The 25230-nt window shown below is 70.3% G+C and carries 23 protein-coding genes, 2 tRNA genes and 1 pseudogene; 10 read left to right on the plus strand and 16 right to left on the minus strand.

The window, feature by feature from the left end; translation table 11 throughout:
* The first annotated feature begins 82 nt into the window (after positions 1 to 82).
* Together HNR02_RS00455 and HNR02_RS00460 are read left to right on the plus strand one after the other, a co-directional pair.
* Positions 83 to 1606, plus strand: coding sequence for a sensor histidine kinase (locus HNR02_RS00455; protein ID WP_179771253.1), 1524 nt, complete (start codon positions 83 to 85; stop codon positions 1604 to 1606).
* Positions 1603 to 3483 (plus strand): ArnT family glycosyltransferase, encoded by a 1881-nt coding sequence (locus HNR02_RS00460; RefSeq protein ID WP_179771254.1) that lies wholly within the window; start codon positions 1603 to 1605, stop codon positions 3481 to 3483. Before HNR02_RS00455 ends, HNR02_RS00460 begins: the two co-directional genes overlap by 4 nt.
* Here HNR02_RS00460 and HNR02_RS00465 read toward each other — a convergent pair.
* The gene (locus HNR02_RS00465) at positions 3480 to 4679 is read right to left on the minus strand and encodes an MFS transporter (protein WP_179771255.1); all 1200 of its coding nucleotides are present in this window, start codon (positions 4677 to 4679) and stop codon (positions 3480 to 3482) included. The genes HNR02_RS00460 and HNR02_RS00465 overlap by 4 nt on opposite strands.
* The gene (locus HNR02_RS00470; protein WP_179771256.1) at positions 4676 to 5194 is read right to left on the minus strand and encodes an ArsR/SmtB family transcription factor; all 519 of its coding nucleotides are present in this window, start codon (positions 5192 to 5194) and stop codon (positions 4676 to 4678) included. Before HNR02_RS00470 ends, HNR02_RS00465 begins: the two co-directional genes overlap by 4 nt.
* Before the next feature lie 123 nt (positions 5195 to 5317).
* On the opposite strand from HNR02_RS00470, the gene HNR02_RS00475 reads away from it, so the two are divergent.
* The 3 genes from HNR02_RS00475 to HNR02_RS00485 all read left to right on the plus strand — a co-directional run bounded on the left by HNR02_RS00475 (position 5318) and on the right by HNR02_RS00485 (position 9328).
* Entirely contained in the window at positions 5318 to 6556 is a 1239-nt protein-coding gene (locus HNR02_RS00475; protein ID WP_179771257.1) for a bifunctional glycosyltransferase family 2/GtrA family protein, read from the plus strand.
* Between the two features lie 29 nt (positions 6557 to 6585).
* Positions 6586 to 8466, plus strand: a complete 1881-nt coding sequence (locus tag HNR02_RS00480; protein WP_179771258.1) for a glycosyltransferase family 39 protein — start codon at positions 6586 to 6588, stop codon at positions 8464 to 8466.
* A 139-nt stretch (positions 8467 to 8605) separates the two neighbouring features.
* Complete coding sequence (locus HNR02_RS00485; protein WP_179771259.1) at positions 8606 to 9328, plus strand: PP2C family protein-serine/threonine phosphatase; 723 nt, start codon at positions 8606 to 8608, stop codon at positions 9326 to 9328.
* Between the two features lie 42 nt (positions 9329 to 9370).
* Here the strand turns inward: HNR02_RS00485 and HNR02_RS00490 are convergent, their stop codons facing one another.
* The 4 genes from HNR02_RS00490 to HNR02_RS00505 are packed head-to-tail and all read right to left on the minus strand — an operon-like array spanning position 9371 to position 13914.
* Positions 9371 to 10783, minus strand: a complete 1413-nt coding sequence (locus HNR02_RS00490; protein ID WP_179775631.1) for a GH1 family beta-glucosidase — start codon at positions 10781 to 10783, stop codon at positions 9371 to 9373.
* Positions 10784 to 10785: 2 nt separating this feature from the next.
* Entirely contained in the window at positions 10786 to 11628 is an 843-nt protein-coding gene (locus HNR02_RS00495; protein ID WP_179771260.1) for a carbohydrate ABC transporter permease, read from the minus strand.
* Complete coding sequence (locus HNR02_RS00500; protein WP_179771261.1) at positions 11625 to 12605, minus strand: carbohydrate ABC transporter permease; 981 nt, start codon at positions 12603 to 12605, stop codon at positions 11625 to 11627. Before HNR02_RS00500 ends, HNR02_RS00495 begins: the two co-directional genes overlap by 4 nt.
* Before the next feature lie 19 nt (positions 12606 to 12624).
* The gene (locus tag HNR02_RS00505) at positions 12625 to 13914 is read right to left on the minus strand and encodes an ABC transporter substrate-binding protein (RefSeq protein ID WP_179771262.1); all 1290 of its coding nucleotides are present in this window, start codon (positions 13912 to 13914) and stop codon (positions 12625 to 12627) included.
* A gap of 126 nt (positions 13915 to 14040) precedes the next feature.
* Between HNR02_RS00505 and HNR02_RS00510 the strand changes: the two genes are divergently transcribed.
* A complete protein-coding gene (locus HNR02_RS00510) occupies positions 14041 to 15090 on the plus strand; it encodes a LacI family DNA-binding transcriptional regulator (protein ID WP_179775632.1) in 1050 nt (349 codons plus the stop codon).
* Here HNR02_RS00510 and HNR02_RS00515 read toward each other — a convergent pair.
* Complete coding sequence (locus HNR02_RS00515; protein WP_376772811.1) at positions 15087 to 15770, minus strand: QsdR family transcriptional regulator; 684 nt, start codon at positions 15768 to 15770, stop codon at positions 15087 to 15089. The genes HNR02_RS00510 and HNR02_RS00515 overlap by 4 nt on opposite strands.
* A 157-nt stretch (positions 15771 to 15927) precedes the next feature.
* Here HNR02_RS00515 and HNR02_RS00520 point away from each other — a divergent pair, with 157 nt between their 5' ends.
* Positions 15928 to 16905, plus strand: a complete 978-nt coding sequence (locus HNR02_RS00520) for an esterase/lipase family protein (RefSeq protein ID WP_312860859.1) — start codon at positions 15928 to 15930, stop codon at positions 16903 to 16905.
* Positions 16906 to 16964: 59 nt separating this feature from the next.
* On the opposite strand, the gene HNR02_RS00525 is transcribed toward HNR02_RS00520, so the two are convergent.
* Complete coding sequence (locus HNR02_RS00525) at positions 16965 to 18350, minus strand: aldehyde dehydrogenase family protein (RefSeq protein ID WP_179771264.1); 1386 nt, start codon at positions 18348 to 18350, stop codon at positions 16965 to 16967.
* A gap of 57 nt (positions 18351 to 18407) precedes the next feature.
* Positions 18408 to 18941 (minus strand): DUF1360 domain-containing protein, encoded by a 534-nt coding sequence (locus HNR02_RS00530; protein WP_179771265.1) that lies wholly within the window; start codon positions 18939 to 18941, stop codon positions 18408 to 18410.
* An 84-nt stretch (positions 18942 to 19025) separates the two neighbouring features.
* On the opposite strand from HNR02_RS00530, the gene HNR02_RS00535 reads away from it, so the two are divergent.
* Positions 19026 to 19484, plus strand: a complete 459-nt coding sequence (locus tag HNR02_RS00535) for a GNAT family N-acetyltransferase (RefSeq protein WP_179771266.1) — start codon at positions 19026 to 19028, stop codon at positions 19482 to 19484.
* 4 nt (positions 19485 to 19488) lie between these two features.
* Here the strand turns inward: HNR02_RS00535 and HNR02_RS00540 are convergent, their stop codons facing one another.
* The gene (locus tag HNR02_RS00540; RefSeq protein ID WP_179771267.1) at positions 19489 to 20331 is read right to left on the minus strand and encodes a serine/threonine-protein kinase; all 843 of its coding nucleotides are present in this window, start codon (positions 20329 to 20331) and stop codon (positions 19489 to 19491) included.
* An 81-nt stretch (positions 20332 to 20412) separates the two neighbouring features.
* On the opposite strand from HNR02_RS00540, the gene HNR02_RS00545 reads away from it, so the two are divergent.
* Complete coding sequence (locus HNR02_RS00545) at positions 20413 to 21381, plus strand: DNA polymerase domain-containing protein (protein WP_179771268.1); 969 nt, start codon at positions 20413 to 20415, stop codon at positions 21379 to 21381.
* Between the two features lie 130 nt (positions 21382 to 21511).
* Here the strand turns inward: HNR02_RS00545 and HNR02_RS00550 are convergent.
* Positions 21512 to 21588, minus strand: a tRNA-Pro gene (locus tag HNR02_RS00550).
* Positions 21589 to 21669: 81 nt separating this feature from the next.
* Between HNR02_RS00550 and HNR02_RS00555 the strand changes: the two genes are divergently transcribed.
* A tRNA-Gly gene (locus HNR02_RS00555) sits at positions 21670 to 21740 on the plus strand.
* Positions 21741 to 22204: 464 nt separating this feature from the next.
* Here HNR02_RS00555 and HNR02_RS00560 read toward each other — a convergent pair.
* From HNR02_RS00560 to HNR02_RS00580, 5 genes and pseudogenes are all read right to left on the minus strand, one after another.
* A complete protein-coding gene (locus HNR02_RS00560; RefSeq protein WP_179771269.1) occupies positions 22205 to 22495 on the minus strand; it encodes a winged helix-turn-helix domain-containing protein in 291 nt (96 codons plus the stop codon).
* A gap of 20 nt (positions 22496 to 22515) precedes the next feature.
* Positions 22516 to 22955: pseudogene (locus HNR02_RS00565) on the minus strand (hypothetical protein).
* A 29-nt stretch (positions 22956 to 22984) separates the two neighbouring features.
* Complete coding sequence (locus HNR02_RS00570; RefSeq protein ID WP_312860860.1) at positions 22985 to 23248, minus strand: hypothetical protein; 264 nt, start codon at positions 23246 to 23248, stop codon at positions 22985 to 22987.
* A 127-nt stretch (positions 23249 to 23375) separates the two neighbouring features.
* Entirely contained in the window at positions 23376 to 23936 is a 561-nt protein-coding gene (locus tag HNR02_RS00575) for a flavoprotein (RefSeq protein WP_179771271.1), read from the minus strand.
* Between the two features lie 4 nt (positions 23937 to 23940).
* Positions 23941 to 25182: a helix-turn-helix domain-containing protein gene (locus tag HNR02_RS00580; RefSeq protein ID WP_179771272.1), complete on the minus strand. Its 1242-nt coding sequence runs from the start codon at positions 25180 to 25182 to the stop codon at positions 23941 to 23943.
* Between the last annotated feature and the right edge of the window lie 48 nt (positions 25183 to 25230).

Here is a 25230-nt window from a genome sequence, read left to right on the forward strand (position 1 = left end):
GGATTTCTGTGTCCCGGACAGACACAGCTTCCGCACAGGAACCACACAACGACCCCACACGAACCCGACGGAAAGTCGGGGCGTGAACCTGCCCCACCCTGCCCGCTCGCGGGCCGGGACGCGACCGCGGCGCGTCCGGCCGCTGCGGACGAAGCTGATCGCGGCGCTCGTCACGCTGCTCGCCGTGGTCTGCCTGGTGGTCGGCGTGATCAGCGAGTTCGCGCTCAGCAGGTTCCTCACCGAGCAGGTCGACGCGCAGGTGCGGGACGCGGTCGAACGGACCCGGCACTTCGACGATCCGGCCGGTGGCGATCCGCTGCACATCCCGGGCACCGCGACCGGCACGCTCTACGCGCGGCTGTCCGGTGGCCAGATCCGCGAAGCGGCCACACTCGCGCCGGTCCAGGGTTCGCCGGAGAACGAAGCACGGGCGCTCGACGCCGCCGACGCCGCGGCCCTGCTCACCGTCCCGGTCGACGGCCAGGCCCACACGCTCGCCCTGTCCGGCGGCGACTACCGCGTGATCGCGACGCCGGCCCAGGGGTCGGTGCTGCTCCTCGGCCTGCCGATGGACCAGGCCGAGGACACTTTGCTGACCGTCGGGGTCATTCTGGCCGCGGTCGCCGCGGTCGCCGTGCTGGGCGCGGGTTTCGTCGGCGCGTTCGTCGTGCGCCGCACGTTGCGTCCGCTCGACCGGGTCGCCGCCGCCGCGTCGAAGGTCACCGAGCTGCCGCTGGAACGCGGCGACGTGGCCCTGTCCGTGCGCGTGCCGGTCACCGACACCGACCCCACGAGCGAAGTCGGCCAGGTCGGCCACGCGCTGAACCGGATGCTGGTGCACATCGACAACGCCCTCGACGCGCGCGCGAACAGTGAGATGCGGGTGCGTCAGTTCGTCGCCGACGCCAGTCACGAGCTGCGCACACCGCTGGCCGCGATCCGCGGGTACGCCGAGCTGACCCGGCGCAGCAACGGGCGGGTGCCGCCGGACATCTCGAACGCGATGAGCCGCGTCGAGTCCGAAGCGGACCGGATGACCACGCTGGTCGACGACCTGCTGCTGCTCGCCCGCCTCGACGCGGGCCGCCCGCTGGAGGTCGCCGAGGTCGACCTGACCCGGCTGGTCGCCGACGCGGTCAGCGACGCGCGCATCAGCGGCGGGCGGCATCGGTGGCGGCTCGAACTGCCGCCGGACCCGGTCGTCGTGCGTGGCGACGCCCAGCGCCTGCACCAGGTTCTGGCCAATCTGCTCGCCAACGGCCGCACGCACACCCCGCCGGGCACGGCCGTGACGACCCGGCTGGCCGTGTCCGCGGACGGCAGTGCCGTGGTCACCGTCACCGACAACGGGCCCGGCATCGCGCCCGACCTGCTGCCGCACGTCTTCGAACGCTTCGCCCGCGGCGACTCCTCGCGTTCCCGCGCGGCAGGCAGCACCGGTCTCGGCATGGCGATCGCCGCCGCCGTCGTGGCGGCGCACCGCGGCACGGTCGACGTGCGTTCGAGGCCCGGCCGCACCGAGTTCGAGGTGCGGCTGCCGCACACAGCTTTCGCACAGGAACGGCACAACCACGGCCAAGTTCGGCCGGTGAAAGTGAACCTATGACGGCCCTCGCCGAGCGCGGCTCCGCGCCCTCGACCCCCGAACCACCCGCCAGTCCGCGCCGCCCCGGATGGGTGCGACCGGCGCTGGGCGGTCTGCTGATCGCCACCGCGGTGCTCTACCTGTGGGGGCTGAGCGCTTCCGGCTGGGCCAACGCGTTCTACTCCGCGGCGGCGCAGGCCGGTGGTGACAGCTGGACGGCGTGGTTCTTCGGGTCCAGTGACGCGGCGAACGCGATCACCGTCGACAAGACACCCGCCGCGCTGTGGGTGATGGGCCTGTCGGTGCGGCTGTTCGGGCTCAGCTCATGGAGCGTGCTGGTGCCGCAGGCGCTGATGGGCGTCGGGTCGGTGTGGGCGCTGTTCGCGACCGTGCGCCGGGTGTCCGGCCCCACCGCCGGGCTGCTCGCGGGTGGCGTGCTCGCACTGACCCCGGTGGCCGCGCTGATGTTCCGGTTCAACAACCCGGACGCGCTGCTGGTCCTGCTGCTCGTACTGGGCGCGTACGGCGTGGTGCGGTCGCTGGAGAAGGCGAGCCCGAAGTGGCTGGCGCTGGCGGGGGTCGCGGTCGGATTCGGGTTCCTGGCGAAGATGCTGCAGGCGTTCCTGGTGCTGCCCGCGTTCGGCATCGTCTACCTGATCGCGGCGCCGACCTCGCTGCGCAAGCGCTTGCTGCACCTGCTCGGCGCGCTGGGCGCGACGGTCGTCTCGGCGGGCTGGTACCTCGCGGTGGTCGAGTTGTGGCCGGCGGATTCGCGGCCGTTCATCGGCGGCTCGCAGCACGACAGCATCCTCGAACTGACCCTGGGCTACAACGGCGTCGGCCGCATCACCGGCGACGAGGTCGGCAGCCTCGGCGGCGCGCAGAGCAGCGGCAGCTGGGCCCGGCTGTTCGGCAGCGAGATGGCGGGCGGCATCGCGTGGCTACTGCCCGCCGCCGCCCTCGCGATCGGCGCGCTGGTCTGGCTGACCTGGCGCGCGCCGCGCACCGATCGCACGCGCGCCGCCACGATCGTCTGGGGTGGCTGGCTGATCGTGACCGGTGGCGTGTTCAGCTTCATGAGCGGAATCATCCACCCGTACTACACGGTGGCGCTGGCCCCGGCGGTCGCCGCGCTCGTCGGCACCGGCGTGGTGGGGTTGTGGCACGCGCGCACGCATCCGATCGCGTCCGGGCTGTTGTCCAGTGGTGTCGTGCTGACCACGCTGACCGCGTACCTGTTGCTGGAGCGGGAATCCACGTGGCTGCCCTGGCTGAAGTACGTGGTGCTGGTGCTCGGGCCGGCCGCCGCGGTGATGGTTTTGGTGTCCGACCGGCTGCCGCGGGCGGGCGGGCGCGGTGTGGCCGTGCTGGCCCTGCTCGCCACACTCGCCGGATCCGGCGCCTACACCGTGGCGACCGCGACCACCCCGCACTCCGGCGCGATCCCGTCGGCCGGACCGAGCAGCGGCGGGTTCGGCGGTTTCGGCGGGCCGGGCGGTCCGCCCAGTGGCGGTCAGGGCGGGATGCGCGGCGGCATCGGCAGCCTGCTCACCACGACCACCCCCAGCGCCGAGATGACCGCACTGCTGCAAGCCGACGCCGGGAACTACACGTGGGTCGCGGCCACGGTCGGTTCCAACCCCGCCGCGAGTTACCAGCTGGCCGCCGGTTTCCCGGTGATGGCCGTGGGCGGGTTCAACGGCACCGACCCCTCCCCCACGCTGGAGGAGTTCCGGGCGTACGTGGCCGCGGGGCGGATCCACTACTTCATCGGCGAACCCACGCAAATCAACAGCACCGGCGGAAGCGACGCGGCCGAGGAGATCGCCGAGTGGGTCGCGTCCAATTACACCTCGACCACAGTGGACGGTGTCACGGTGTACGACCTGACTTCCTAGGCGGACGACAGTGCCCGGACGCCGCGGTCACACAGAGCGGCCGCGGTGGCCAGGCTCACGAGCGCGGCGCCGGTGAACAGGGTGGCCCGCACGCCGATTGCCGAGGCCGGGCCCACCACCATCTCGCCCACGGGCACGGCGACCAGGGAGCCGAGCGCGTCGAACGAGTACACCTTCGCCAGCTGGTCCTCGGGAATATGGTGCTGCAACGAAACATCCCAGGCAACGGCGAACTGCTCGATCCCGAAACCGGCCAGCACCATCGCGACGAGCAGCGGCACCACCGCGGGTGCCGCTGCCATGACGGCCATCGGCACCGCCAGCAGGGCGGTCGCGGCGACGCCGACGAACAGGGCGTGCCGTGACCGCCCCCGGGCGGCGAGCACGCCACCTGCCAGGGCGCCCACGGTCTCCGCCCCCAGGACGAAACCCCAGGCGGTGCGGCCGATCGTGGCGTCGGCGATCCCCGGGCCGAGGACCTGGACGCATCCGGCGAACACCGCGTTGACCACCATGAACTGCAGGACCACGACCCACACCCACGACCGGCTGGTGAACTCCCGCCAGCCTTCGCGCAGGTCCGCCGGCGGCCGCCCCGGCACCGGTCGCGGACCCGCCGGACCGATACGGCGATAGCACCCGGCGGCGAGCATGAAGGCGACCCCGGCCGCCGCGAGCGCCCACCCCGGACCGGCCGTGGCGGCGAGCAACCCACCGAGCGGCGCGCCGGTGATCGTCGCGGTGTTCTGCGCCATCCTGGCCACCGCGTTTGCCGGGCGGAGCAGTTCCGCCGAGACGGTCTGCGAAGTGAGGGCCAGCGCGGCGGGCAGCGCGGCCGCCGCGACCGCGCCGTTGACGACGTTCAGCCCGACCAGCAAAGGCACCGAGGCTGCCCCGGTGAGGACGGACGCGGCGATGGCGACCTGGCTGAGCGCGGCGACCGCAGCCGTCCCCTGGAGGATCACTGGCCGGGGCAGCCGGTCGGCGAGAACCCCGCCGCACAACAGAAGCACCACCATCGCGACCGACCGCGCGCCCACCACGACACCGACGTCGACCACCGACCCGGTGAGATCCAGCACGGCGAACGCGAGGGCCACCGGCGCCACGGCGTTACCCAGGTAGCTCGCGAACCTGCCCGCCGCGAGGCCCCGGAACTGCCGGTACCGCAAGGGATCCCGGAGTCCGGCGCTCATCGCCGTGGGTCCATGGGGAACAGCGACACCGTCGCACTGACCCGTACCGTTCCCGGCGTCCGCGGAGGCTTCGCAGACGCGTGGAGCAACTCGCTCACCTGACGCGCGTGGTGCATAGCCGCTTGCCAGACGCGCGGCTCCACCCAGACTTCGGCGTCGGTCACGGTGCTCCGGCCTCGCGGGCTGCGCAACTCGGTCCGCCTGCGAAGCTCCTCACCGAGGGCAGCCGCCATCGCGACGTGGTCCTCCTGCCCGGAGACAAGCCGCTCGCCGCTGGCCGGATCGTGCCGGTACCGCTTCGCGCGGCCGCCGCGAATCGACACCTCTTCCGCGATGCGCAACAGGCCCGCCGCGTGCAACCGCCGCAGGTGGTAGCTGACGTTGGCCTGGCTCTCCCCCAGCTCCCGGCCCACCTCCGCGGCGCTCATGGAGGCACCGGTCAGCAGCGAGAGGATGCGCAACCGCAGCGGATGCGCGACCGCGCGGAAGCCGAGGAGCCGTTCGTCGTTGGTCACGTCGGCGAGTCTGCGGCGTCGCTGTCCAGCCAGTCAAACATCTCTTTGGGGGTCGCGAAAGCTCATAGTCCCCACACAGTCCGGGCACAAGGACGCCCCAGCGCGCGGCGGAACCGTGGGGGCATGACAGTCACGCTTCCCGCGGCGGGCCCCGGCACCACCCGCATCGACACCCGGACCACCACCCCGGTGCTCGATGTCGTCATCCCGGTCTACAACGAGGAAACCGACCTGGAGCCGTGCATCCGCGGGCTGCACGCGCACCTCGCCTCGACGCTGCCCTACCGCTTCCGGATCACCGTCGCCGACAACGCGAGCACCGACGCCACCCTGCCCATCGCCGAGCGGCTCGCGCGTGAGTTCGCCGAGGTCGAGGTGCACCACCTGGACCTCAAGGGCCGTGGGCGAGCGCTGAACGCGGTGTGGTCCGCCTCCGACGCTCCCGTCGTGGCCTATCTGGACGTCGACCTGTCGACCGACCTCGCCGCACTGGCACCGCTGGTGGCTCCGCTGATCTCCGGGCACTCGGACGTCGCGATCGGCTCGCGGCTGGCGCGCGGTGCCCGTGTGGTGCGCGGGCCGAAGCGCGAGTTCATCTCCCGCTGCTACAACCTGATCCTGCGTGGCGCGCTCGCCGCGAAGTTCTCCGACGCGCAGTGCGGGTTCAAGGCGATCCGCTCGGACGTGGCCAGGCAGCTGCTGCCGCTCGTCGAGGACACCGGCTGGTTCTTCGACACCGAACTGCTCGTGCTCGCCGAACGAGCGGGCCTGCGCATCCACGAGGTCCCGGTGGACTGGGTGGATGACCCGGACTCGTCGGTCGACATCGTGAAGACCGCGACCGCCGATCTCAAGGGCGTCGCCCGGATGCTGCGCGCCTTCGGCAAGGGCACGTTGCCGATCAGTGAGCTGCGCGCCCAGCTGGGCCGTCACCCGATCGGCGTCTCGGCGCCCGGCGTGCCACCGAAACTGGCCACGCAGCTGGTGCGGTTCGCCGCGATCGGCGTCGGCAGTACGCTCGCCTACCTCCTGCTGTTCCTGGTGTTGCGCCTGGGAATGGGCGCCCAGCTCGCGAACTGTCTCGCGCTGGGCGTCACGGCGGTGGCCAACACCGCCGCCAACCGCCGGTTCACCTTCGGCGTCCGGGGCGCCCAGGGCGCCGGGCGGCACCAGTTCGAGGGCCTGATCGTGTTCGGGCTCGGGCTGGTCCTCACCAGCGGATCGCTCGCACTGGTCAACAGCCTCACGGCGCCAGGACTCGCACTCGAACTGACCGTTCTGGTGCTGGCCAACCTCGCCGCGACCGTCCTCCGGTTCGTCCTGCTGCGCGGCTGGGTGTTCCACCCGCGGCGCCGGAACTGACCTCCTCGTCGACGAAAGAGAGATCCGCCATGACCAGCGTCCTGACCGAGCCGGCCCGCACCGGGCCGCGGCACCGGGCCGGGGAACCCGCCGGCTCCCCGCCGCGAGGCCGCCTGAACCGCCTCCTGCGGGGCCCGGAGAACCAGCCCGCCTGGGTGCGGCCCGCGGTGCTCGCGCTGCTGGCCGCGACCGCGGTGCTCTACTTCTGGAACCTCACCGCCTCCGGCTACGGCAACGGCTTCTACGCCGCCGCCGTGCAGGCGGGCACCCAGGACCCGAAAGCCTGGTTGTTCGGCTCGCTCGACTCCGGCAACTCCATCACCGTGGACAAACCACCGGCCGCGCTGTGGGTCGCGGTCGCCTTCGCCCGCGTCTTCGGGTTCTCCAGCTTCACGGTGCTGGCCCCGCAGGCGCTCATGGGCGTGGCGTCGGTCGGCGCGCTGTACGCGACGGTGAAGCGCACGTCGGGTCCCGTGGTCGCGTTGTTCGCCGGTGCCGCGTTCGCGCTGACCCCGGTGGCCGTGCTGATGTTCCGGTTCAACAATCCGGACGCGCTGCTCGTGCTGCTGCTCATCGCGGGCGCCTACTGCACCGCGCGCGCCACCGAGAAGGCGAGCGGGAAGTGGCTGGCGCTGGCCGGTGTCGCGATCGGGTTCGCCTTCCTCACCAAGATGATGCAGGCGTTCCTGGTGCTGCCGGCGTTCGCACTGGTGTACCTGGTCGGCGCCGACACTCCGTTGCGCAGGCGGCTGCTGCACCTGCTCGGCGCATTGGTCGCGGTGGTCGCGTCGGCGGGCTGGTTCGTCGCGCTGGTGGAGATCTGGCCCGCGTCGTCGCGCCCCTACATCGGCGGCTCGACCACCGACAGCCTGCTGGAGCTGGCCCTGGGCTACAACGGACTGGGCCGGATCTTCGGCGGCGACGGCAACATGGGCGGTGGCGGGGGTGGTGGTACCGGTTTCGGCGGTGACACTGGCATCTTCCGGATGTTCAACACCTCCTTCGGCACCGAGATCTCCTGGCTGCTCCCGGCGGCGGTGATCGGGCTGGGCGCCGGACTGTGGTTCACCCGCCGCGCCCCGCGCAGCGACCGCACCCGGCTTTCGCTGCTCCTGTGGGGCGGCTGGCTGGTCGTGACGGCCACGGTGTTCAGCTTCATGAGCGGCACCGTCCACCCGTACTACTCGGTCGCGCTCGCCCCGGCGATCGCCGCGCTGAGCGCGATCGCGGGCAGGGCGCTGTGGCGGGGCAGGGCGAACTTCTCCGCCCGCGCGGTGCTGGCCGGCATGGTCGCGGTGACCGCGGTGTGGACCTACATCCTGCTGGCGCGCACCCCGGACTACCTGCCGTGGTTGAAGTTCGTGGTCGTCGCGCTCGGGTTGGTGGTGTCGACCGGCCTGCTGGTCGGGGCCACGCAGTTCAAGCGGATCAGCGCGGTGGTGGTGACGGCCGCGGTGCTGGTGTTCGGCCTCGGTGGCGCGGCCTACGCGGTGTCCACGGGGAGCGTCGCGCACACCGGTTCGACGCCGTCCTCCGGGCCGAGCAGCAGTGCCATGGGCGGCACGGGTGGCATGGATGGGTCGGCTTCGTCGGAGCTGACCACGGCCCTGTCGCGGACCACCACCAAGTGGGCGGCCGCGGTCAGCGGATCGCAGCAGGCGGCGAGCCTGGAACTGGCCACCGGCAAGGCGGTCATCGCGATCGGCGGCTGGGACGGCAGCGACGATTCGCCGACGTTGGAACAGTTCCAGGACTCCGTCGCGGCCGGGGAGATCGGGTACTACGTCTCCGGTACCGGGATGGGCGGCGGCATGGGCGGCGACGGCTCGGCCGGGGAGATCCAGGAATGGGTCGAGGCCACCTTCACGGCCACGACCATCGGCGGCACGACGGTGTACGTGCTCAGCTGACCAGCACCGGAGCGAAGGGCCGGGCGGGCGCGCCCGGCCCTTCTTCGCGGGTGAATCACAGGCGGACTTCACGCCGGTCTCAGCGGAACCTCAGGCGCGCGGTCGAAAGTGGAGGTATAACAGCACGAAGGAGGCCACCATGCATCGCCTCACCCACGGCCCCGTCTGGGGCACAGCCACCGCCCGCGGTCCGCGTTCGGTGAACGCCGACGCCACCGCCGCCTACACCGACCCGAGCACCGGTGAGGTCGTGTTCGCCCTGGCCGACGGGGTCGGGGACGAGCAGTCCGCGGCGCGTGCCGCCCGGATCGCCGTGTCCACCGCGGTCCAGGTGCCCGCCTCGCAGGGCCCCGCCGCCGCGCTGGCCGCCGCCCAGCGGGCCGTCCGGGCCTCCTCCGGGGGCGGGGACTGCGTGCTGGTGGTCGCGTCCCCGTTCGACGGTGGGTACCGGGTGAGCTGGGTCGGCGACGTGCGGGCGTACGCATGGAACGGCGACTCGCTGCGGCAGCTGACCAAGGACCACACGCTGGCCGAGTACTTCCGCGACCGTGGGCACACGCCCGCCCCGACGATGGAGCACCTGGTCACGACCAGCGTCCGCACGGCACGACTGGAGGAGGTCGGTCACGCGGAGGCCGTCGGCCCGGCTGGGCTGTTGCTGACCAGCGACGGGGTCCACAAGGTCCTGACCCGCTCGGCGATGGCCGAACTGCTGCGCGTGCCGCCCCAGGGCGCCCAGGCCCTGGTCGACGCCGCGCTCGCCGCGGGCGGCCACGACAACGCGACGGCACTGATGGCGGAATTCGCCCCCAGCCTGCCCGACCTGACCACCACCCCGCTGCCCACGGCGTCTCCCGCCTGAACCCACGCTCTCCCGAGGCCACTTCCGTCACGCGGAGGTGAGTCAGGCGGGGGTGCCGGGCACGGCGTTGTCCCGGATCACCTGCGCGTAGAAGTGCGCGCTCCGCTTGAGGGTCCGCACCTGGCTGCCGTAGTCCACGTGCACCAGCCCGAACCGCTTCGAGTACCCCTCGGCCCACTCGAAGTTGTCCAGCAGCGACCAGTACGAGAACCCCCGCAGGTCCACCCCGCGCGCAAGGGCGGCGTGGGCCGCCCGCAGGTGCGCGGCCAGGAACTCGACCCGTTCCACGTCGTCGATCCAGCCGTCCGGCCGCATCGAATCCGGGTAGGCCGCACCGTTTTCCGTCACGTACAGCGGCACGGCCGGGTACTCCCGGTGTACCCGCACCAGTGTCTCGGCGAGCCCGTCCGGCTGCACGGACCAGCCCGAGTGCGTCACCGACGCCGCCACGTCGGGCACGAACCCGATCCCGTCGGCGCCCACCCATTCCAGTCCGCCCGGCTCCACACCGGGACGGAGCGTGCCGGTGACCTCGTAGCCGCGGTAGTAGTTGATGCCCATCTGGTCGATCGGCGCGCCGATCAGCTCCAGGTCACCGTCGCGGACGTGGTCGCCGAACCCGAACGGTTCCAGGTCGGCCAGCAGGTCGTCGGGGTACTGCCCGCGCAGCACCGGGTCGAGGAACAACCGGTTCTGCAGACCGTCCACGCGTCGCGCGGCATCGAGGTCCGCCGCCGACGACTCGTCCTCCGCGCGCACCGGGTACAGGTTCAGCGTGATCCCCGACTCGGCGTCCGGCGCGTACCGCCGGATCTCCGCCAGGCCGAGCCCGTGCGCCAGCAGCAGGTGATGCGCCGACGCCACGGCGGCGCGCGACTCCTGACGGCCCGGCGCGTGAATCCCCTTGGCGTATCCCAGGAACGCGGAGCACCACGGCTCGTTCAAAGTGGACCAGAACGGCACCCGGTCGCCGAGTCGCTCCGCGGCCGCCTCCGCGAAACCGGCGAAGCGGTAGGCGGTGTCGCGGTTCGCCCAGCCGCCGTCCTCCTCCAGCGCCTGCGGCAGGTCGAAGTGGTACAGCGTCGCCCAGGGTGTGATTCCCCGTTCCAGCAACGCATCGACCAGGCGCTCGTAGAAGTCCAGGCCCTTCGGGTTGACCGCGCCACCGTCCGGCCGGACTCGCGACCACGCCACCGAGAACCGGTACACCCCGAGCCCGAGTTCGGCCATCAGCGCGACGTCATCGCGGAAGCGGTGGTAGTGGTCGGCGGCCGGGTCCCCGGTGTCACCGCCCACGACCGCACCGGGACGACGGCAGAAGGCGTCCCAGATCGAGTCGGTACGACCGTCCACAGTGGTCGCGCCCTCGATCTGGAAGGCCGCCGTGCTGACCCCCCACCGGAACCCGGGCGGGAACTCCAGCCCGGCGGTGACCTCTTCACCCAGAACCGACATGCTCACCCTTTCACCGCACCCTGCATGATCCCGGCCACGATCTGGCGGCCGAGCAGGAGGAAGACGATCAGAACCGGAATGGTCGCCAGCGTGGTCCCCGCCAGCACCAGCGAATAGTCGACGTAGTGGCCGCTCTGCAGCTTCTCCAGCGCCACCTGCACGGTGGGGTTGCCCGCGTCGAGCACGATCAGCGGCCACAGGAAGTCGTTCCACGACATCATGAACGTGAACATCGCGAGCACCGCGGCCGCCGGGCGGATCGCGGGCAGGCAGACGTGCACGAAGGTCCCGAACACGCTGCACCCGTCCACCCGCGCCGCCTCGATCAGCTCGTACGGCACGGCGTCCACGATGTACTGCCGCATCCAGAACACACCGAACGCGGTGACCAGGTTCGGCACGATCACCGCCTGCAGGTGCCCGGCCCAGCCCAGGTCGGACATCATGATGAACAGCGGGATCACGCCCAGCTGCGTGGGCACCGCGAGCGTCACCACGATGAACACGAACAACCCGTTCGAACCGCGGAACCGCATCTTGGCGAACGCGAACCCGGCCAGCGCGGAGAACAGCACCGTGGTCAGGGTGACCGTGCCGGCGACGATCACGCTGTTGCCCAGCGCCTTCCAGAACGGCACCGAGTCGAACACGCGGCTCGCGTTGGACCAGAAGTTGCCGCCGGGCAGCAGCGGCGGCAGGTGGTCCGACAGCATGCCGGTGTCGCGGCTGGCCACCAGGAACGACCAGTAGAACGGGAACAGCGAACCGGCGATGAACGCGATCAGCGTGGCGTAGACGAAGAAGCGCGATCCGCCGCGCCGCCGGTGGAGTCGGAGTACGGTCATCGTTTCAGTCCCGTCGTCGCGGCGAGGCGCCGGGTGATCAGGAAGTTGGCCAGCGCGATGAGGATGATCAGCAGGAACAGCAGCCACGCGATCGCCGACGCGTAGCCGAGGTCGAAGCCCTCGAACGCCGACTGGTACAGGTACAGCGTCAGCGTCTGGAACTGGTGCTGCGAACCGCCGTTGTTCGAGCCCGGCATGGCGTCGAACAGCTTGGGCTCGGTGAAGATCTGCAGACCACCGATCGTCGAGGTGATCACCACGAAGATCAGCGTCGGCCGCAGCATCGGCAACGTGACGGAGAAGAACCGGCGGACCGCGCCTGCTCCGTCGACCACCGCCGCCTCGTACACGTCGCGCGGCAGGGCCTGCATCGCGGCCAGCACGATCAGCGCGTTGTAGCCGGTCCAGCGCCAGTTGACCATCGTCGCGATCGCCAGATGGCTGGCGAAGCGGTTGGCCTGCCACTCCACCCGGTCCAGCCCGAACGTCTCCAGCATCGCGTTGACCAGCCCGTACCGCGGTCCGAAGAGGTTGGCGAAGATGATGCCGAGCGCGACCAGGCTGGCCGAGTACGGCAGCAGGATCCCGACCCGCCAGCTCGCCGGGAACCGCAACCGCAGCGACAGCAGCGCCGCCAGCAGGACCGCGATGATCACCTGCGGCACACTGGAGAGCAGGAAGATCGAGATCGTGTTGACGAGGGCGTTCCAGAACTGCGCGTCGCCGAAGAGCGTCACGAAGTTCTCCAGCCCGATGAACTTCGGATCGTCGTCGCCGATCTCCCAGTCGAACAGCGAGACGTACGCCGTGTAGAGCAGGGGGAACAGACCGGTCAGGCCGAACACCACGAAGAACGGCGCGATGTAGACGTACGGCGAGAACTTGACGTCCCATCGGGACAACCGGTGCCGCAGCGTCGGTTTCGCCCGTTCCCGCGGTGCGTCCTGCCGCGGCGGTTTCTCGACCACGGTGGTCATCGGCCTGATCCCCCTCGGCTCACTTCACGATCTTCTTGGCGCCGTCGACCACCTGTTGCCAGGCCTCGGCCGGCGAGGTGCCCTGTTCGACGGCCTGCAGCGCGGGACTGGTGACGTTCTCCTGGATCTGGCCGTCACCGGGACCCTTGTACTGCGCGCGCGTCACCTTCTTGGCCTGGTCGGCGTAGAGCTGGCCGATCTTGGTGTCACCGAAGTAGGGCTCGGTCTGCTGCAGCAGCTGCGGCGAGGTCAGCGCCTGCGTCTGGCTCGGGAAGTTGCCCCGCGCCTGGAACGCCTTGAGCTGCTGCTCGGGCGCGGTCAGCCAGGCCGCGAGCTCCGCGGCTTCCTTCGGGTGCTGGCTCTGCTTGGGCACCGTCAAGTACGAGCCACCCCAGTTGCCGCCACCGTTGGGGAAGGCGTCGGTGACCGCCCACTTGCCCGCGTTGTCAGGGCCCGCGTTCTCCTCGACGACCCCGAGCATCCACGACGGGCACACGGTGGTCGCGAAGGATCCCTGCTGGAAGCCGGTCTTCCACTCGTTGCCGAACGCGACGAGCTTCGCGGACTGTCCACCCTGGATCGCGGTGGTGATGCGGTCCCAGGCCGCCCTGATGCCCGGGTTCGATTCGATGGTCAGATTGTCGTCGCGGTCGAGGTAACCGGTGTCGAGCTGGTTGACCATCGAGTTGTACAGCTGCGAGGACGCGTCGAACCACGCCTTGCCGCCGGTGCTGGCCACGTACTGGGCGCCCGCCGCGAAGTAGGAGTCCCAGGTGGCGAACAGCGCCTTGACGCCCTCGGGGTCCGACGGCAACCCGGCGGCCTGCAGCAGGTCGGTGCGATAGCACAGCGCCAGCGGGCCGATGTCGGTGCCGTAGCCGATCAGCCGGCCATCGGAGTCCTTGCCCGCCTCGTACTTCCAGTCCAGCCACCGGTCCGGGGTCACGTCCTTCGGGCCGATCTCGGTGAGGTCGTTGAACTTCGACGACTTGTCGATGATGTCGGAGAAGTGGCCCTCCTCCACCGCGACCACGTCCTCCAGGCCGTTGCCCGCGGCCAGCTTCGTGATCAGGTTCTGGTGGTAGGGGCCGCCCTCGCCGGTCTTGTGATGGGTGATCTTGATGTTGGGATGGAGCTGCTCGTACTCGGTGATCAGGTCCTCGTAGCCGAACTCGGTGAAGGTTCCGATGGACAGCTCGATCTGCCCGCTGTCCGACGAGGAGGACGAGCCGCCGCCGCAGCCGGCCAAGCTCGCGCCCAGCACCGCCAGCCCGATCGCGAAGCTCACGCCCTTGTGAAGATGTCGCACGTCGATTCCCTTGCTCGTGGGGTTCCGGGGAGGGAGAGATTGTGGGAGCGCTCCCAGAACGGGATCGAGTGTGTCCCGCGTCGCAGGGCTTGTCAAGGTGCGCTAGGCTTGGAAGCGCTCCCATCGATGGCGGAAGGTGACGCGGTGACCGCACATGGCAACCACGAGGGCCGTCCGACGCTGGAGGACGTGGCCGCGTTCGCCGGGGTCTCGCGTTCGACCGCCTCACGTGCGCTGAACGACGACCAGAACGTCAGCGCCCGCGCCCGTGAGGCGGTGCGGGCGGCGGCGGCCGACCTGGGTTACTCGCCGAACCAGGCGGCGCGGTCACTGGTGACGCGGCGGACGGGCGCGGTGGCGGTGGTGCTGTCGGAGCCGGAGGAGGTCCTGCTCGGTGACCCGTACCGGACGGCCGTCATGCGTGCCGGGTACCGGGAGCTGGCCGCTTCGGGCATCCAGATGGTGTTGATGTTCTGCGACGGACGGGAGGATCTGAGCCGGACGCTGCGGTTCCTGGAGGGCGGGCACGTCGACGGCGCGCTCGTTTTCGCGCCGCACCAGGCGGATCCGCTCCCCCGCGCGTTGCGGTTGCTGCGCCTGCCGGTCGTGTTCGGCGGCCCGGCGGGTGGCGTGGCGCGCGGCGTGCACGTGATCGACTTCGACAACGAGTCCGGCGCGCGCGTGGCGGTGGAACACCTGGTGGGCCTGGGACGATCCCGGATCGCGACCGTCACCGGCCCGCAGGACCAGACCGCGGCGGTCCACCGCCTGGCGGGCTGGTACAAGACGCTGGCCGACGCGGGCCTGGACACCGCCGGCCTGGCGGAGGAGGCGGACTTCACGTTGGTCGGCGGACGGGACGCGATGGACCGTCTGCTGGCCAGGCGCCCCGACCTGGACGCGGTGTTCGTCGCGAGCGACGTGATGGCCGCCGGTGTACTGCAGTCGCTGGGCGCCGCGGGACGACGGGTACCGGGCGACGTCGCGGTCGTGGGTTTCGACGACCACCCGGCGCTGGCCGCGGCGATGAACCCGCCACTGACCACAGTGCACCAGGACCCGGCCGCCCAGGTCCGTCACATGGTCGCCACACTGACAGCCTTGCTGGGCGGGGAAGCCGTGCGGCCACGGCGACAGGTCCTGCCGGTGTCACTGAAAGTCCGCGAATCGGCTTAGCGGTCCGTCCACTCCGGACTGCCCGAACCGAGCAGAGCCCCGACGGCGGCCGCCGCCTTCGCCGCATCCGGTTCTTCTCCGACGATCAGATCGGCGTAGATGAACGACTCCGCGATGCGCGTGATCACATACGCCGTGTCGCGCACGGGCAAGGGCAGCCGGAGCCCGGAACTGACCTGCTCGGCATCCAGCAGTCCTTCGAACAGCGCGATCACGCGGGTCTGGTGCACACCCGCCCGCGTGGTGAGCAGCCGTAGCGCCCGGTCTCGCTCGCGGCGGAGGTAGGCGCGGAAGAACCCGGCCTCGATCACGGCACTGCTGAACGCGTGGAACACCGACACCACCCGGGTCACACCGGTTCCTTCGGCGCCCCGGACGGCGCCCTCCCAGGTACGCACGCACAGCGACCAGATCACCTCGGACACCAGCTCGTCCCGGTTGCCGACCCAGCGGAACAGGGTCGCCCGGTCGACTCCCAGCTTCGCGGCGAGCGCCCCCATGTCGACGCGCTCACCGGCGAGGAATTCGCGGCGAGCCACCCGGAGGGCCCGTCGGGGACCGGCGTTGCGGGGCTCCTGCCCGGCGTACAACTCCAGCGACAGCCGGGTGTACGGCTCGCGGCGCGCGGAATCCACCGCCGCCCCTGCCGCCAGCCTGCTCCAGGTCGGATTCGCGGTCACCGCACGACTGTAGGACAGGCCGCGACCGGATGCAACGTTTTCAGATATGTTGCGCCACGGGTGACCGTGCCGCTAGGGTTCGCCGCACCCCAAGCCGATCTTTCGGAGAAAGGCAGCAACGATGCGCCTTCATCGTGTTCTCCTGGCGGCAGCGCTGATGGCTGTCGCCGTCTCCGCACCAGCCGCCGCCGACCCACTGGCTTTCGCGCCGGTGGACCGCCCGGGCCCGGAACTCACGGTTCCCGCCGAGGAGCTGGCCAAGAGCGTCACCTGCACCGCGAACGCCGCCGACGCGACCGAGGACGTCGTGCTCTTCGTTCCGGGCACGACGTTGACGCCGACACAGAACTTCGGGTGGAACTGGTTCCGGGCACTGGACCTCCTCGGCAGGCCCTACTGCGCGGTGACCGAGCCGGACCAGGCGATGTCCGACGCGCAGGTCTCCGCCGAGTACGTGGTCAACGCGATCCGGTACGTCCACCGGATCAGTGGCCGCAAGGTGGACATCCTGGGCCACAGCCAGGGAGGCACCGAACCCCGTTTCGCCCTGCGGTTCTGGCCCGACCTGCGTCCGATGGTCGACGACTACGTCGCGTTCGGCGCGACCAACCACGGCAGCGTCGTGATCAACGCGATGTGCCCGCCGGTCCTCGGGTGCGCGCCGGCGTTGTGGCAGCAAACGCTGAACTCCGACTACGTCCGGGCGATGAACTCCGGCCAGGAGACCTTCCCCGGCATCTCCTACACGGCGATCTACACCCGCACCGACGAATTCGTGCAGCCCAATCTCGACGGGCGCGGCACCACCAGCCTGCACGGTGGTGGCGGGCAGATCACCAACGTCGCCCTGCAGGACGTGTGCCCGGCCGACGTGGCCGGGGAGCACCTCGCGATCGGCACCTACGATCCGACCGCGTACGCGATCGCGATGGACGCCCTGGACCACCCCGGTCCGGCCGACCCGGCCCGGATTCCCCGCGAAGCGTGTGGCCACCTGTTCATGCCGGGCGTTGATCCGGTGCGGTTCGCGACCGACTACGCCGCACTGGCCGGTGTGGTCGGCGAGCAGCTCGCCCTGCACAGCCGGGTACCGGCGGAGCCGCCCCTCAAGTCCTACGTCTACGCCGCGGGCTGACGCCCGTCTCGGGCCAGTGGCCGTGCGGGGAGCGGGAACGGCTCCCCGCACGGCCACTCTCAGCCGCCGGGCTGTCCGATGTGGACCACCTTCGTCACGGTCATCTCGTCCAGCAGCTCGGGCCCGTACCCGAACCCCTCGCCACTCGCCTTCCGGGGATGCGCCGCACCAGCCGGCGCGCCGCCGAACACGTTGTTCACCTTCACCGTCCCGACGGGCAGTTCCCGCCAGGCGCGCTGCGCGTGGGACATCGACTCGGTCAGGACCGTCGCCGTCAGGCCGTAGGAGTCGTCGGCTGCCTCGGACAGCGCCTGCTCGAAGCTGTCGACCACCCGGACGGGCGCGACCGGGCCGAACGTTTCCTCGCGCAGCACCCGCATCGACGGCGTGCAGCCACTCAGGACGGTCGCCGGGTAGCGGGCGCCCGGGCCGTCCGGAGGCACCCCGCCGGCGAGCAGTTCGGCGCCCTGTTCGAGGGCGTCACGCACCTGCTCGTGCACGTGGTCACGCTGGCGCTGGTCCACCAGCGGGCCCATCGGCACCTCGTCCGGGCGTTTGCCGGCCTCCTCGACCAGCGCCTCCAGGAACTCCCGTGCGACAGCTCGGTGCACGTAGATCCGTTCCACGGAAACACAGATCTGCCCGGCATTGGCGAACGACCCCAGCGCGGCCTGCGACGCGGCCCACCGCGGATCGACACCCTCGTCGACGATCAACGCGTCGTTGCCGCCGTTCTCCAGCAGCACCTTCGCCCCGGTCCGCGCCGCCGCCATCGCGACCGAGCGGCCCGTCGCGGTGCTCCCGACGTGCGCGATCACGTCGACGTCCTCCGAGGAAGCGAGCCACGCGCCCACGGCACCGTCACCGTCCAGGCAGGCCAGCACGTCCGGCGGCAGGTGCCGCGTCAGCACCTCGGTCAGCAGCCGCCCGACGTGCGGGCACCGCTCGCTCGGCTTGTGCACCACCACGTTCCCGGTCGCCAGCGCGGCGCCGAGCAACCCGCAGGCCACCGCGACCGGGTCGTTCCACGGCGTCAGCGCCACCACGACACCACGCGGCCCGGGCACCATCAGATCGGTCGCGTCCCAGCCGCCCTGCAGGCTGCGCCCGCGGTGCGCCGGACCCAGTTCGGCGTACTGGTCCAGCGTTCCGGCACCAGCCAGGACGCCTTCGCGTGCCTCGTCGAGCAGCTTGCCGGTCTCCCGGTTGTTCATCGCCGCCAGCTCGTCGGCCCGCTCACGCAGCTCGGCCGCCGCCGCTTTCAGCGAGGCCGCCCGCTCACCCGCCGGCGTCCGCGCCCACTCCGCGAAGCCGGTCCGCGCCGCGGCGACCGCGCGCGTCACGTCCTCTTCGGTGGCGGTCGTGACGCGTCCCACCAGCTCCCCGCTGGCCGGGTCGTGCACCTCGATGGCTCCCGGCGCTTCCCGGGTCAACAGCTCAGTCATCGCACCTCCTGTCCCCGGTGCGAGTACCCCTGCTCCTGCCCGGTAACACCCGCGGAGTCAGCCCTCCGCGATCTGCTGCGCGCGTGCGTAGGCCAGCTGCAGGAAATCCGCACCGGTGAGCGCGGCGAACGCAGCGACAACCGTCCGGGTGAGACGCGGCACGAAGACGTGACCGAGCGTGAACGCCGTCACCACCCACATATCGAGGCAGAACGGGCAGGTCAGCAGCTCCCCGACGCTGTGCCGCACCCCGGAAGGCTTACGCACCTCCTCCATCACCTCGGCGGGGCCACCGGTCTCGGAGTACCGGGCGAACGGCGCGCGCAGCGGGCTGGTGACGGCGTCCTTGCTGAGGGTCCTGGCGAGTTTGTGGGTGCCCATCGCCATCAGCGCGATGTCCTGGACCCGCAGGTCACGCGGGAGTTTCCGGCCGGTCAGCATCGCCGCGACGGCCGCCGTGGTGACGAGCGAGACGTACACGGCCATGACGACGAGATAGCCGCCCAGCGGACGGTCGTCGTTCCCCCGGTAGGCGTCGGCTTCGGCGCGACCCGCGGCGGCGAGATCTCGGAGTCCGGCGTTGCTCGCCATACGCTCTCCTGAAGTCGGCTGTTCGTGCGGCAACCGGGTACCCCCGAGGTCCGCGGGCAACCGCCCGGCCGTGAAGGAGGCGACATGCCCGGACACAAGTACCTCTTCCGCCGCGCCACGGCCGAGGACGCCGACGTCATCCGTGAACTGGTCCACGCCGCATACGCCAAATGGGTGAATCTCATCCGCCGTGAGCCGCTCCCGACGCGGACCGACTACGACCAGGCCGTTGTCGCCCACCAGATCGACCTGCTCTACGACGACGATCACCTGGTCGCGTTGATCGAAATGATCCCGGCCGTGGACCACCTGCTGATCGAGAACGTCGCCGTGCGCCCGTCGGTCCAGGGCGCGGGGTACGGGCGCCTGCTGATGCGGCACGCCGACCTGTTGGCCCAGTCGATGGCGCTGCGCGGCGTGTGCCTCTACACCAACGCGAAGTTCACCGAGAACATCCGGTTCTACCGGCGGCTGGGTTTCCGGGTGGACCGCGAGGAGCCGTTCCTCGACGGGTCGCTGGTGCACATGAGCAAAGCGGTCTGAGCACTCAGCCGGGTGAGAAGGCCACGGTCGCGGTCTTGAAGAGGCTCGCGACGCGCCGTTTGCGGCGAGGGCGCAACGGCGTCAGCGCCGCTCCCCCGAGCACGGCCGCGACCTCCCGTGCGTCCGGGCGCCCGGACGGGTCGCGGTCACCCATGCGACGCAGCAGGTCCGCGAACTGGGACGGCAAACCCTCGGGCACCTTCGGCTCGCGAAGCAGGCGCGCCACCGCGGATTCGGTGACCGAGCCCAGGTACTCGCGCTGCCCGGACAGGCATTCCAGCAGGACCAGCGCGAGCGCGAAGATGTCGGCGGGCGGTCCGACCGGTTGTCCGCGGACCTGTTCGGGCGCCATGTAGGCGGCGGTGCCGACGACGGAGCCGGACGTCGTGGACCGGTTGCCGTCGGCTCCCTGGGCGACGCCGAAGTCTCCGAGCAGCGGCCCGTCCGGTCCGAGCAGGACGTTGGCGGGTTTGACGTCGCGGTGGGTGATTCCCGTGCGGTGCACGTAGGACAGCGCGTCCGCCAGCCGGGCCCCCAGCCCGATGGTGTCCTCGACCGGCAGGGGCCCGCCGGCGATGCGGTCGGCGAGTGCGGGGCCGGGGACCAGCCGCATCACCAGGTAGGTCCGGCCGTTCTCGATGCCGGAGTCGTAGAGGGGGATCAGGCCGGGGTGGCGCAGGCGGTCCAGGATCCGCAGCTCCCGCGCCTGCCGGTGCCGCTGCGCGGGGCACGGCGCCGAGTGGAAGAGCTTGATCGCGACCTCACGTTCCGCGACGCGGTCCCACGCACGGTGGACGTCGGCGGTGGCCCCACCTCCGATGCGCTCGTCCACCCGGTACCTGTCCACGGGGTGGCGATACCACCGGGCGGCCGGGAACAAACTTCGTCAGGGCTGGTCAGGGCGCGTCGCGTAGGCGAAAGTGAGGCCATGAGCAGTGCGGAGGCGCGGGACGGTGTGTCGTTGACGAACCTCGACCAGACCCTGTTCGCCGACGCCGGCGCGACGAAACGCGACCTGATCGACTATCTGGAAGCGGTCGCCGATCACCTGATCGGGGCACTTCGCGATCGACCGCTGTCCGTCGTCCGGGTGCTTCGCGGGCAGGACCCGTTCATGCAGAAGAACCTGCCGAAGTACACGCCGGAGTGGGTGGCGCGGGTGTGTATGTGGGCGGAGAGTTCGCACCGCCAGGTCACCTATGCGCTGGGCAACGACCGCCGGACGTTGTTGTGGTTCGGCAACCAGCGGGCGATCGAGTACCACCCGACACTGGCGTTGGCCGACGATCTGGGCCGTCCCACGCATCTGGTGCTGGACCTGGACCCACCCGAGGGCACCGAGGCTTTCGACCTTGCCGTGCGCGCCGCCTTCCTGATCCGGCAGGCCCTGGCCGACGCCGGTTTGGCCGGCGCGGTGAAGACGAGCGGTTCGAAGGGCGTTCACGTGTTCGTGCCCGTGCGGAACGCGGATGCCGAACAGGCCGCGGCAGCAACCCGCGCGATCGCCGCCCGCGCCGAACAGCTCGATCCGGCCCTGGCGACCACGGCGTTCATCCGAGAGGACCGCAAAGGCAAAGTCTTCCTCGACTCGACACGCGCCGGGGGTGCGACCGTCGTGGCGGTCTACAGCCCCCGCGTACGCCCCGGCCTGCCGGTGTCCTTCCCCGTCCCGTGGAACGATCTGGAGTCGGTCACGCCCCGGGATTTCACCCTGCGCTCGGCTCTGGACCTGCTGGGTGGTGAGGACGCGTGGACTTCGTCACTGCCCGCGCCACAGGAGATCCCCGCGGAGCTGATCGAGCACGGCCGCACCATCCCGATCGCCCGCGTGCAGGCCATGCACGAGGGCAAACGCAGAGCCCGCGCCCGCCGCTCCTCCGCCGGGGGTGAGTCATGATCACCGGCGCGGAAGGCGGCCCGAGTCGCACTCCAAAAGTCGCCAGGCGGAGGGTCGCCGAGCGCCACGCACGCTTCCGTCGGCGGACCGGCCACCCATGGTGAGGGTGTTCATGCAGGTCAAAGGCCCGTGGTCGGGATGACAGGATTTGAACCTGCGACCCTCCGCTCCCAAAGCGGATGCGCTACCAAGCTGCGCCACATCCCGGTGCCCCGAAACCCGGGGCGGTGCGATCACTCTAGCGTGAGCCGCTAGACTCGCAGACGCGCCCGTGCGATACGGGTGCATGCGGGCGTAGCTCAATGGTAGAGCCCCAGTCTTCCAAACTGGCTACGCGGGTTCGATTCCCGTCGCCCGCTCTCACGCTCCGCCGCAGGTCGGACCGACAAAACGAGCGGCGATCCCGATCAGAGGGACCGCCGCTCGCTTCGTTCGTGCCATTCCCGTGCCACTAGCTCACCGGTTCGTCACCGCGCTTGCCCTGCCGGTAACGCTCCACGCGCGCGTTCAGCTCGTCGGCAATCTGCCAGGCACGGGCACGTGCTCGTAGATCAGCGCGACCCGGACGATTCTCTGTCCCATCCGCTACATCAGCTCCTGCGTGGTCGCCCGGGCTGCCGACGCCGTCTCATTGCCGGTGCGGCGGAGGTCATGGAAGTGCTGCCACGGCCTGCACAGGCCCGGCAGACATACGCCTTGTTCCGCATCAGCCGACGGGTGCGACCGCATAGCCAGCAGCGCCGCCGCACCAGCCAACGCCGGTGATACTTCCGCGACCTGAATGACACTTCGTTAACCTCCTCCAACGGGGAGCATGCTGATCTCACTCACCCTTGGAGTCCTGCGGGGCAACGAATGTGCCCTTGGACCGGATCGTCATGACGAACCCCTGCGCTCGCAGGATGCGGGTCGCGTGGCGAACCGAACCCAGCGAAACGCCGTACTCCACCGCCAATCGCCGTTCGCTGGGAAGCGGTGCGTAGACGGGAAGCTGCCCGGACCTGATGCGGTCAGCGATATGGGCCGCCACCCACTCGTAGACGTAACCCGGCTCTCCACCTTCCGGACGCGTCCACGCCTGAACCGGGGGCGGGTGCTCCTCACGCGTCATCATCGTCAGCGCTCCTCGCCCGCTCACGCGGCTTTCGCCGTCTGCTCAGCGGGGGCCTTGCGTCCGCTGTTCACGGCCTTGAAGCCAGTCGCGCGAAAGACGAAGGACTGGTACTTGAACTCGCCGTTGCCCGCCACTCGCGGCTCAGCGGTGAGCCCTTCCAGCTCCACCGCCGCATGCCGGGAAGCACCTCGCTCGTCGTCGGCACGGGCTGCACGTCGGCGAGGAACGTGATCTCGAAGGACGCCCGCTTGGCGTTCGGCTCGGACGGGTCGGTCACGGTCGCCTTCCACTGGCGCTTGCCGGTCGCTTCGTCGATGCGCTGCCCGGCGGGACGACCTGCCGCCCTGTCCTCCCGGGACTGGTACTCGTTGTCCGGCGACATCTCGCCCACCATCACCAAGCCCTGCGGAAACGCCTCGTCAAATGTGATCGGGAAACGGTGTCCCCTGGTAATAGCCATGTCGATACCCCTTGTGTGCCTTGGGTTTCTCAGTCGGTTTCGGTCGAGCTGTGACCGTCAGGAGAGTCGAACGGAAACGAGCGCGAGCGGTTCTGCGCCTCGCACCAGTCACCGAACTCGATGGCAGCGACAGCCAGGCTCCTCGCGAACCGTGCGGCGTCAGTGAGACCGCCGATGCGCGGTGGAACCTGGATGACGAGGGTGGCGTCCTCCCCGCCGGCGATGAGTTGCCGGATGCCGGGTGACGGTGAAACGACCTCAGCGCCGTAACCGGTCGCGGGCTGGATCCCCACGTGAATGCCCATCTGCTCTCCTGGTGGTCTTGGCTCTCCCGCGTCCGGTGGGGCGCGGTATGACCCAGGAGACACCCGGTTCAGGGCGAGCACCCGGACAAACTGTCCGGGTAGGTGTTGGAAGGGGCTAGCGCGAGGCGGGAACGGCCTCGTTCACCGCGTCGAGCACGGCCGACCAGGGCAGTTCCCGCCCTGGCGCACTGCGCGGCTCGTGGAGCGGCCAGACGTCATCACCGTAGACGAGACGCACACCGGCCCGCTGAAGCGCAGCGATGTGGAACTCCCACGACGGGTGGCGCGCATGCGCAGCGTTCACCCGCGGAAACACGACGACCGGCAGGTTCCGAGTGCCGATGGCCTCGTTCACCTGCGTCAAAGCCTGGTTGTCAGCAATACCCATCGCGAGTTTCGCGACCATGTTCGCCGACGCGGGAGCGACCAGGTAGCAGTCAACGGGAGGGTGCGGGCTCTTCTCGTCCGGGTCGCGAGGCTCAACGCGCACCGGATAGCCGGTCGCCTCCTCGATCTCAGCGAGCGCCCCGGACTTCTGGAGCCAGCGGCCGGCAGTGGGCGTCAGGGTGACGACGACCGTCCACCCTGCTTCCTGCGCAGGCTTGATGATGCGCGGAAGCAGCTCCTCGACGCCACCCGCACCAGAACCGACCAGACCGAGCACCCGCGAACCCATGCAGCTACCTCACCGCTCCACAACGCTCAGCCAGCGCCAGGAGCGCCGAGGACTTCCGTCCAGCCGTGGCCGGAGCACGACGGTACATCGACCGCACGACTTCCCGCACCGCAGTGGAGTGCCGCACGATGGCCGGCGACTTCTGCTCAGCCGACAGCAGTGTCTGCAGCGCCTCATCGTCCTTCGCCATCAGGCTCAGCGCCCGCGCGTAGTCGATCAGGTAGGTCACCTGCCGTTCCTCGGGCAAGTGGTCGACCTTGACGTTCGGAGCCTGCTCGATCACCTGCGCCACGTCACCCAGGTCAAGGGCAGCCGAAAGACGGTGCAGCTCAACGTTCGCCGGCCCGAAGCCGGTGTGCCAGTAGTTCGCGTCCACACCGAGCTGATTCCCCGCGCGGGTGGCATGCGCCAGGAGATCGTTCGACGTGCCACGGTCCTGGTGCCGAGCCGCAGCCACGGCCGTGCGCAGGTAGAGCATGCCGTAGAGGCTCAAGGCCGAGGGATCACCGGCCGCCATCCGCGGATGGAGCCACTTGGCCGCAGCCTCCCCCAGCTCAAGCGCATCTTCGAACCGGCCGACAGCCAAGAGCGCGTGTGTCCCGGACCGCGCCGCCGACGCCAGCACCAACGGATCGTCAGCCTCGTCCGCCGCCTGCATAGCTCGCTCAGCAGCGATCCACGACAGGTCCGCCTCACCGATCTTGCTCAACGTGGTCGCGGTCAGGTGATGGATTCGAGCCGAGAGCGCCGCACAGGTCCGCCGGTAAGCCGGATCATCCGCCGACGCGGCTTCCATCTGCGCGGTGGTCTTGATCAGCCCGGGAAGCGCCTGAACCACGCGGCCGAGGTCGCCCTTCTGGTAGCTCGACCAGGCACCCTCGACGAGCACTTTCACCGGTGCCGGGTCGATGTACTCCGGTGACATGGACGACGAGAACAGCGTCCGGGAGAGCCGACGCGGGGCCATCAGCGCATCACGGATGGCCGGAACGTCGTCGTTGCGCTCCTCGTCCTCCATCAGAACGGGCTCACCGAGCAGATCCCCGAGGGTCACCCGGAGCGCGCGGGCTACCTCCGCGAGTACGTCCAACCTGCGGATATCCCGCTCACCGCGCTCGATCTTGCTGAGCCAGTCCTCAGAGCGTCCGACCAGATCGGCTAAGACAGCCTGCGACAACCCCCGGCGGCGCCGGTAGAAGGCAATACGCTCCCCGATGCTGAGCTGATCACCCGCACCACCACGCATACGACCAGGTTAGCAGTGGCCAGGGACTTGATCTCCCAGATGGTTTCG

It is taken from the genome of Amycolatopsis endophytica, from assembly GCF_013410405.1.
GTDB classification, from domain to species: domain Bacteria; phylum Actinomycetota; class Actinomycetes; order Mycobacteriales; family Pseudonocardiaceae; genus Amycolatopsis_E; species Amycolatopsis_E endophytica.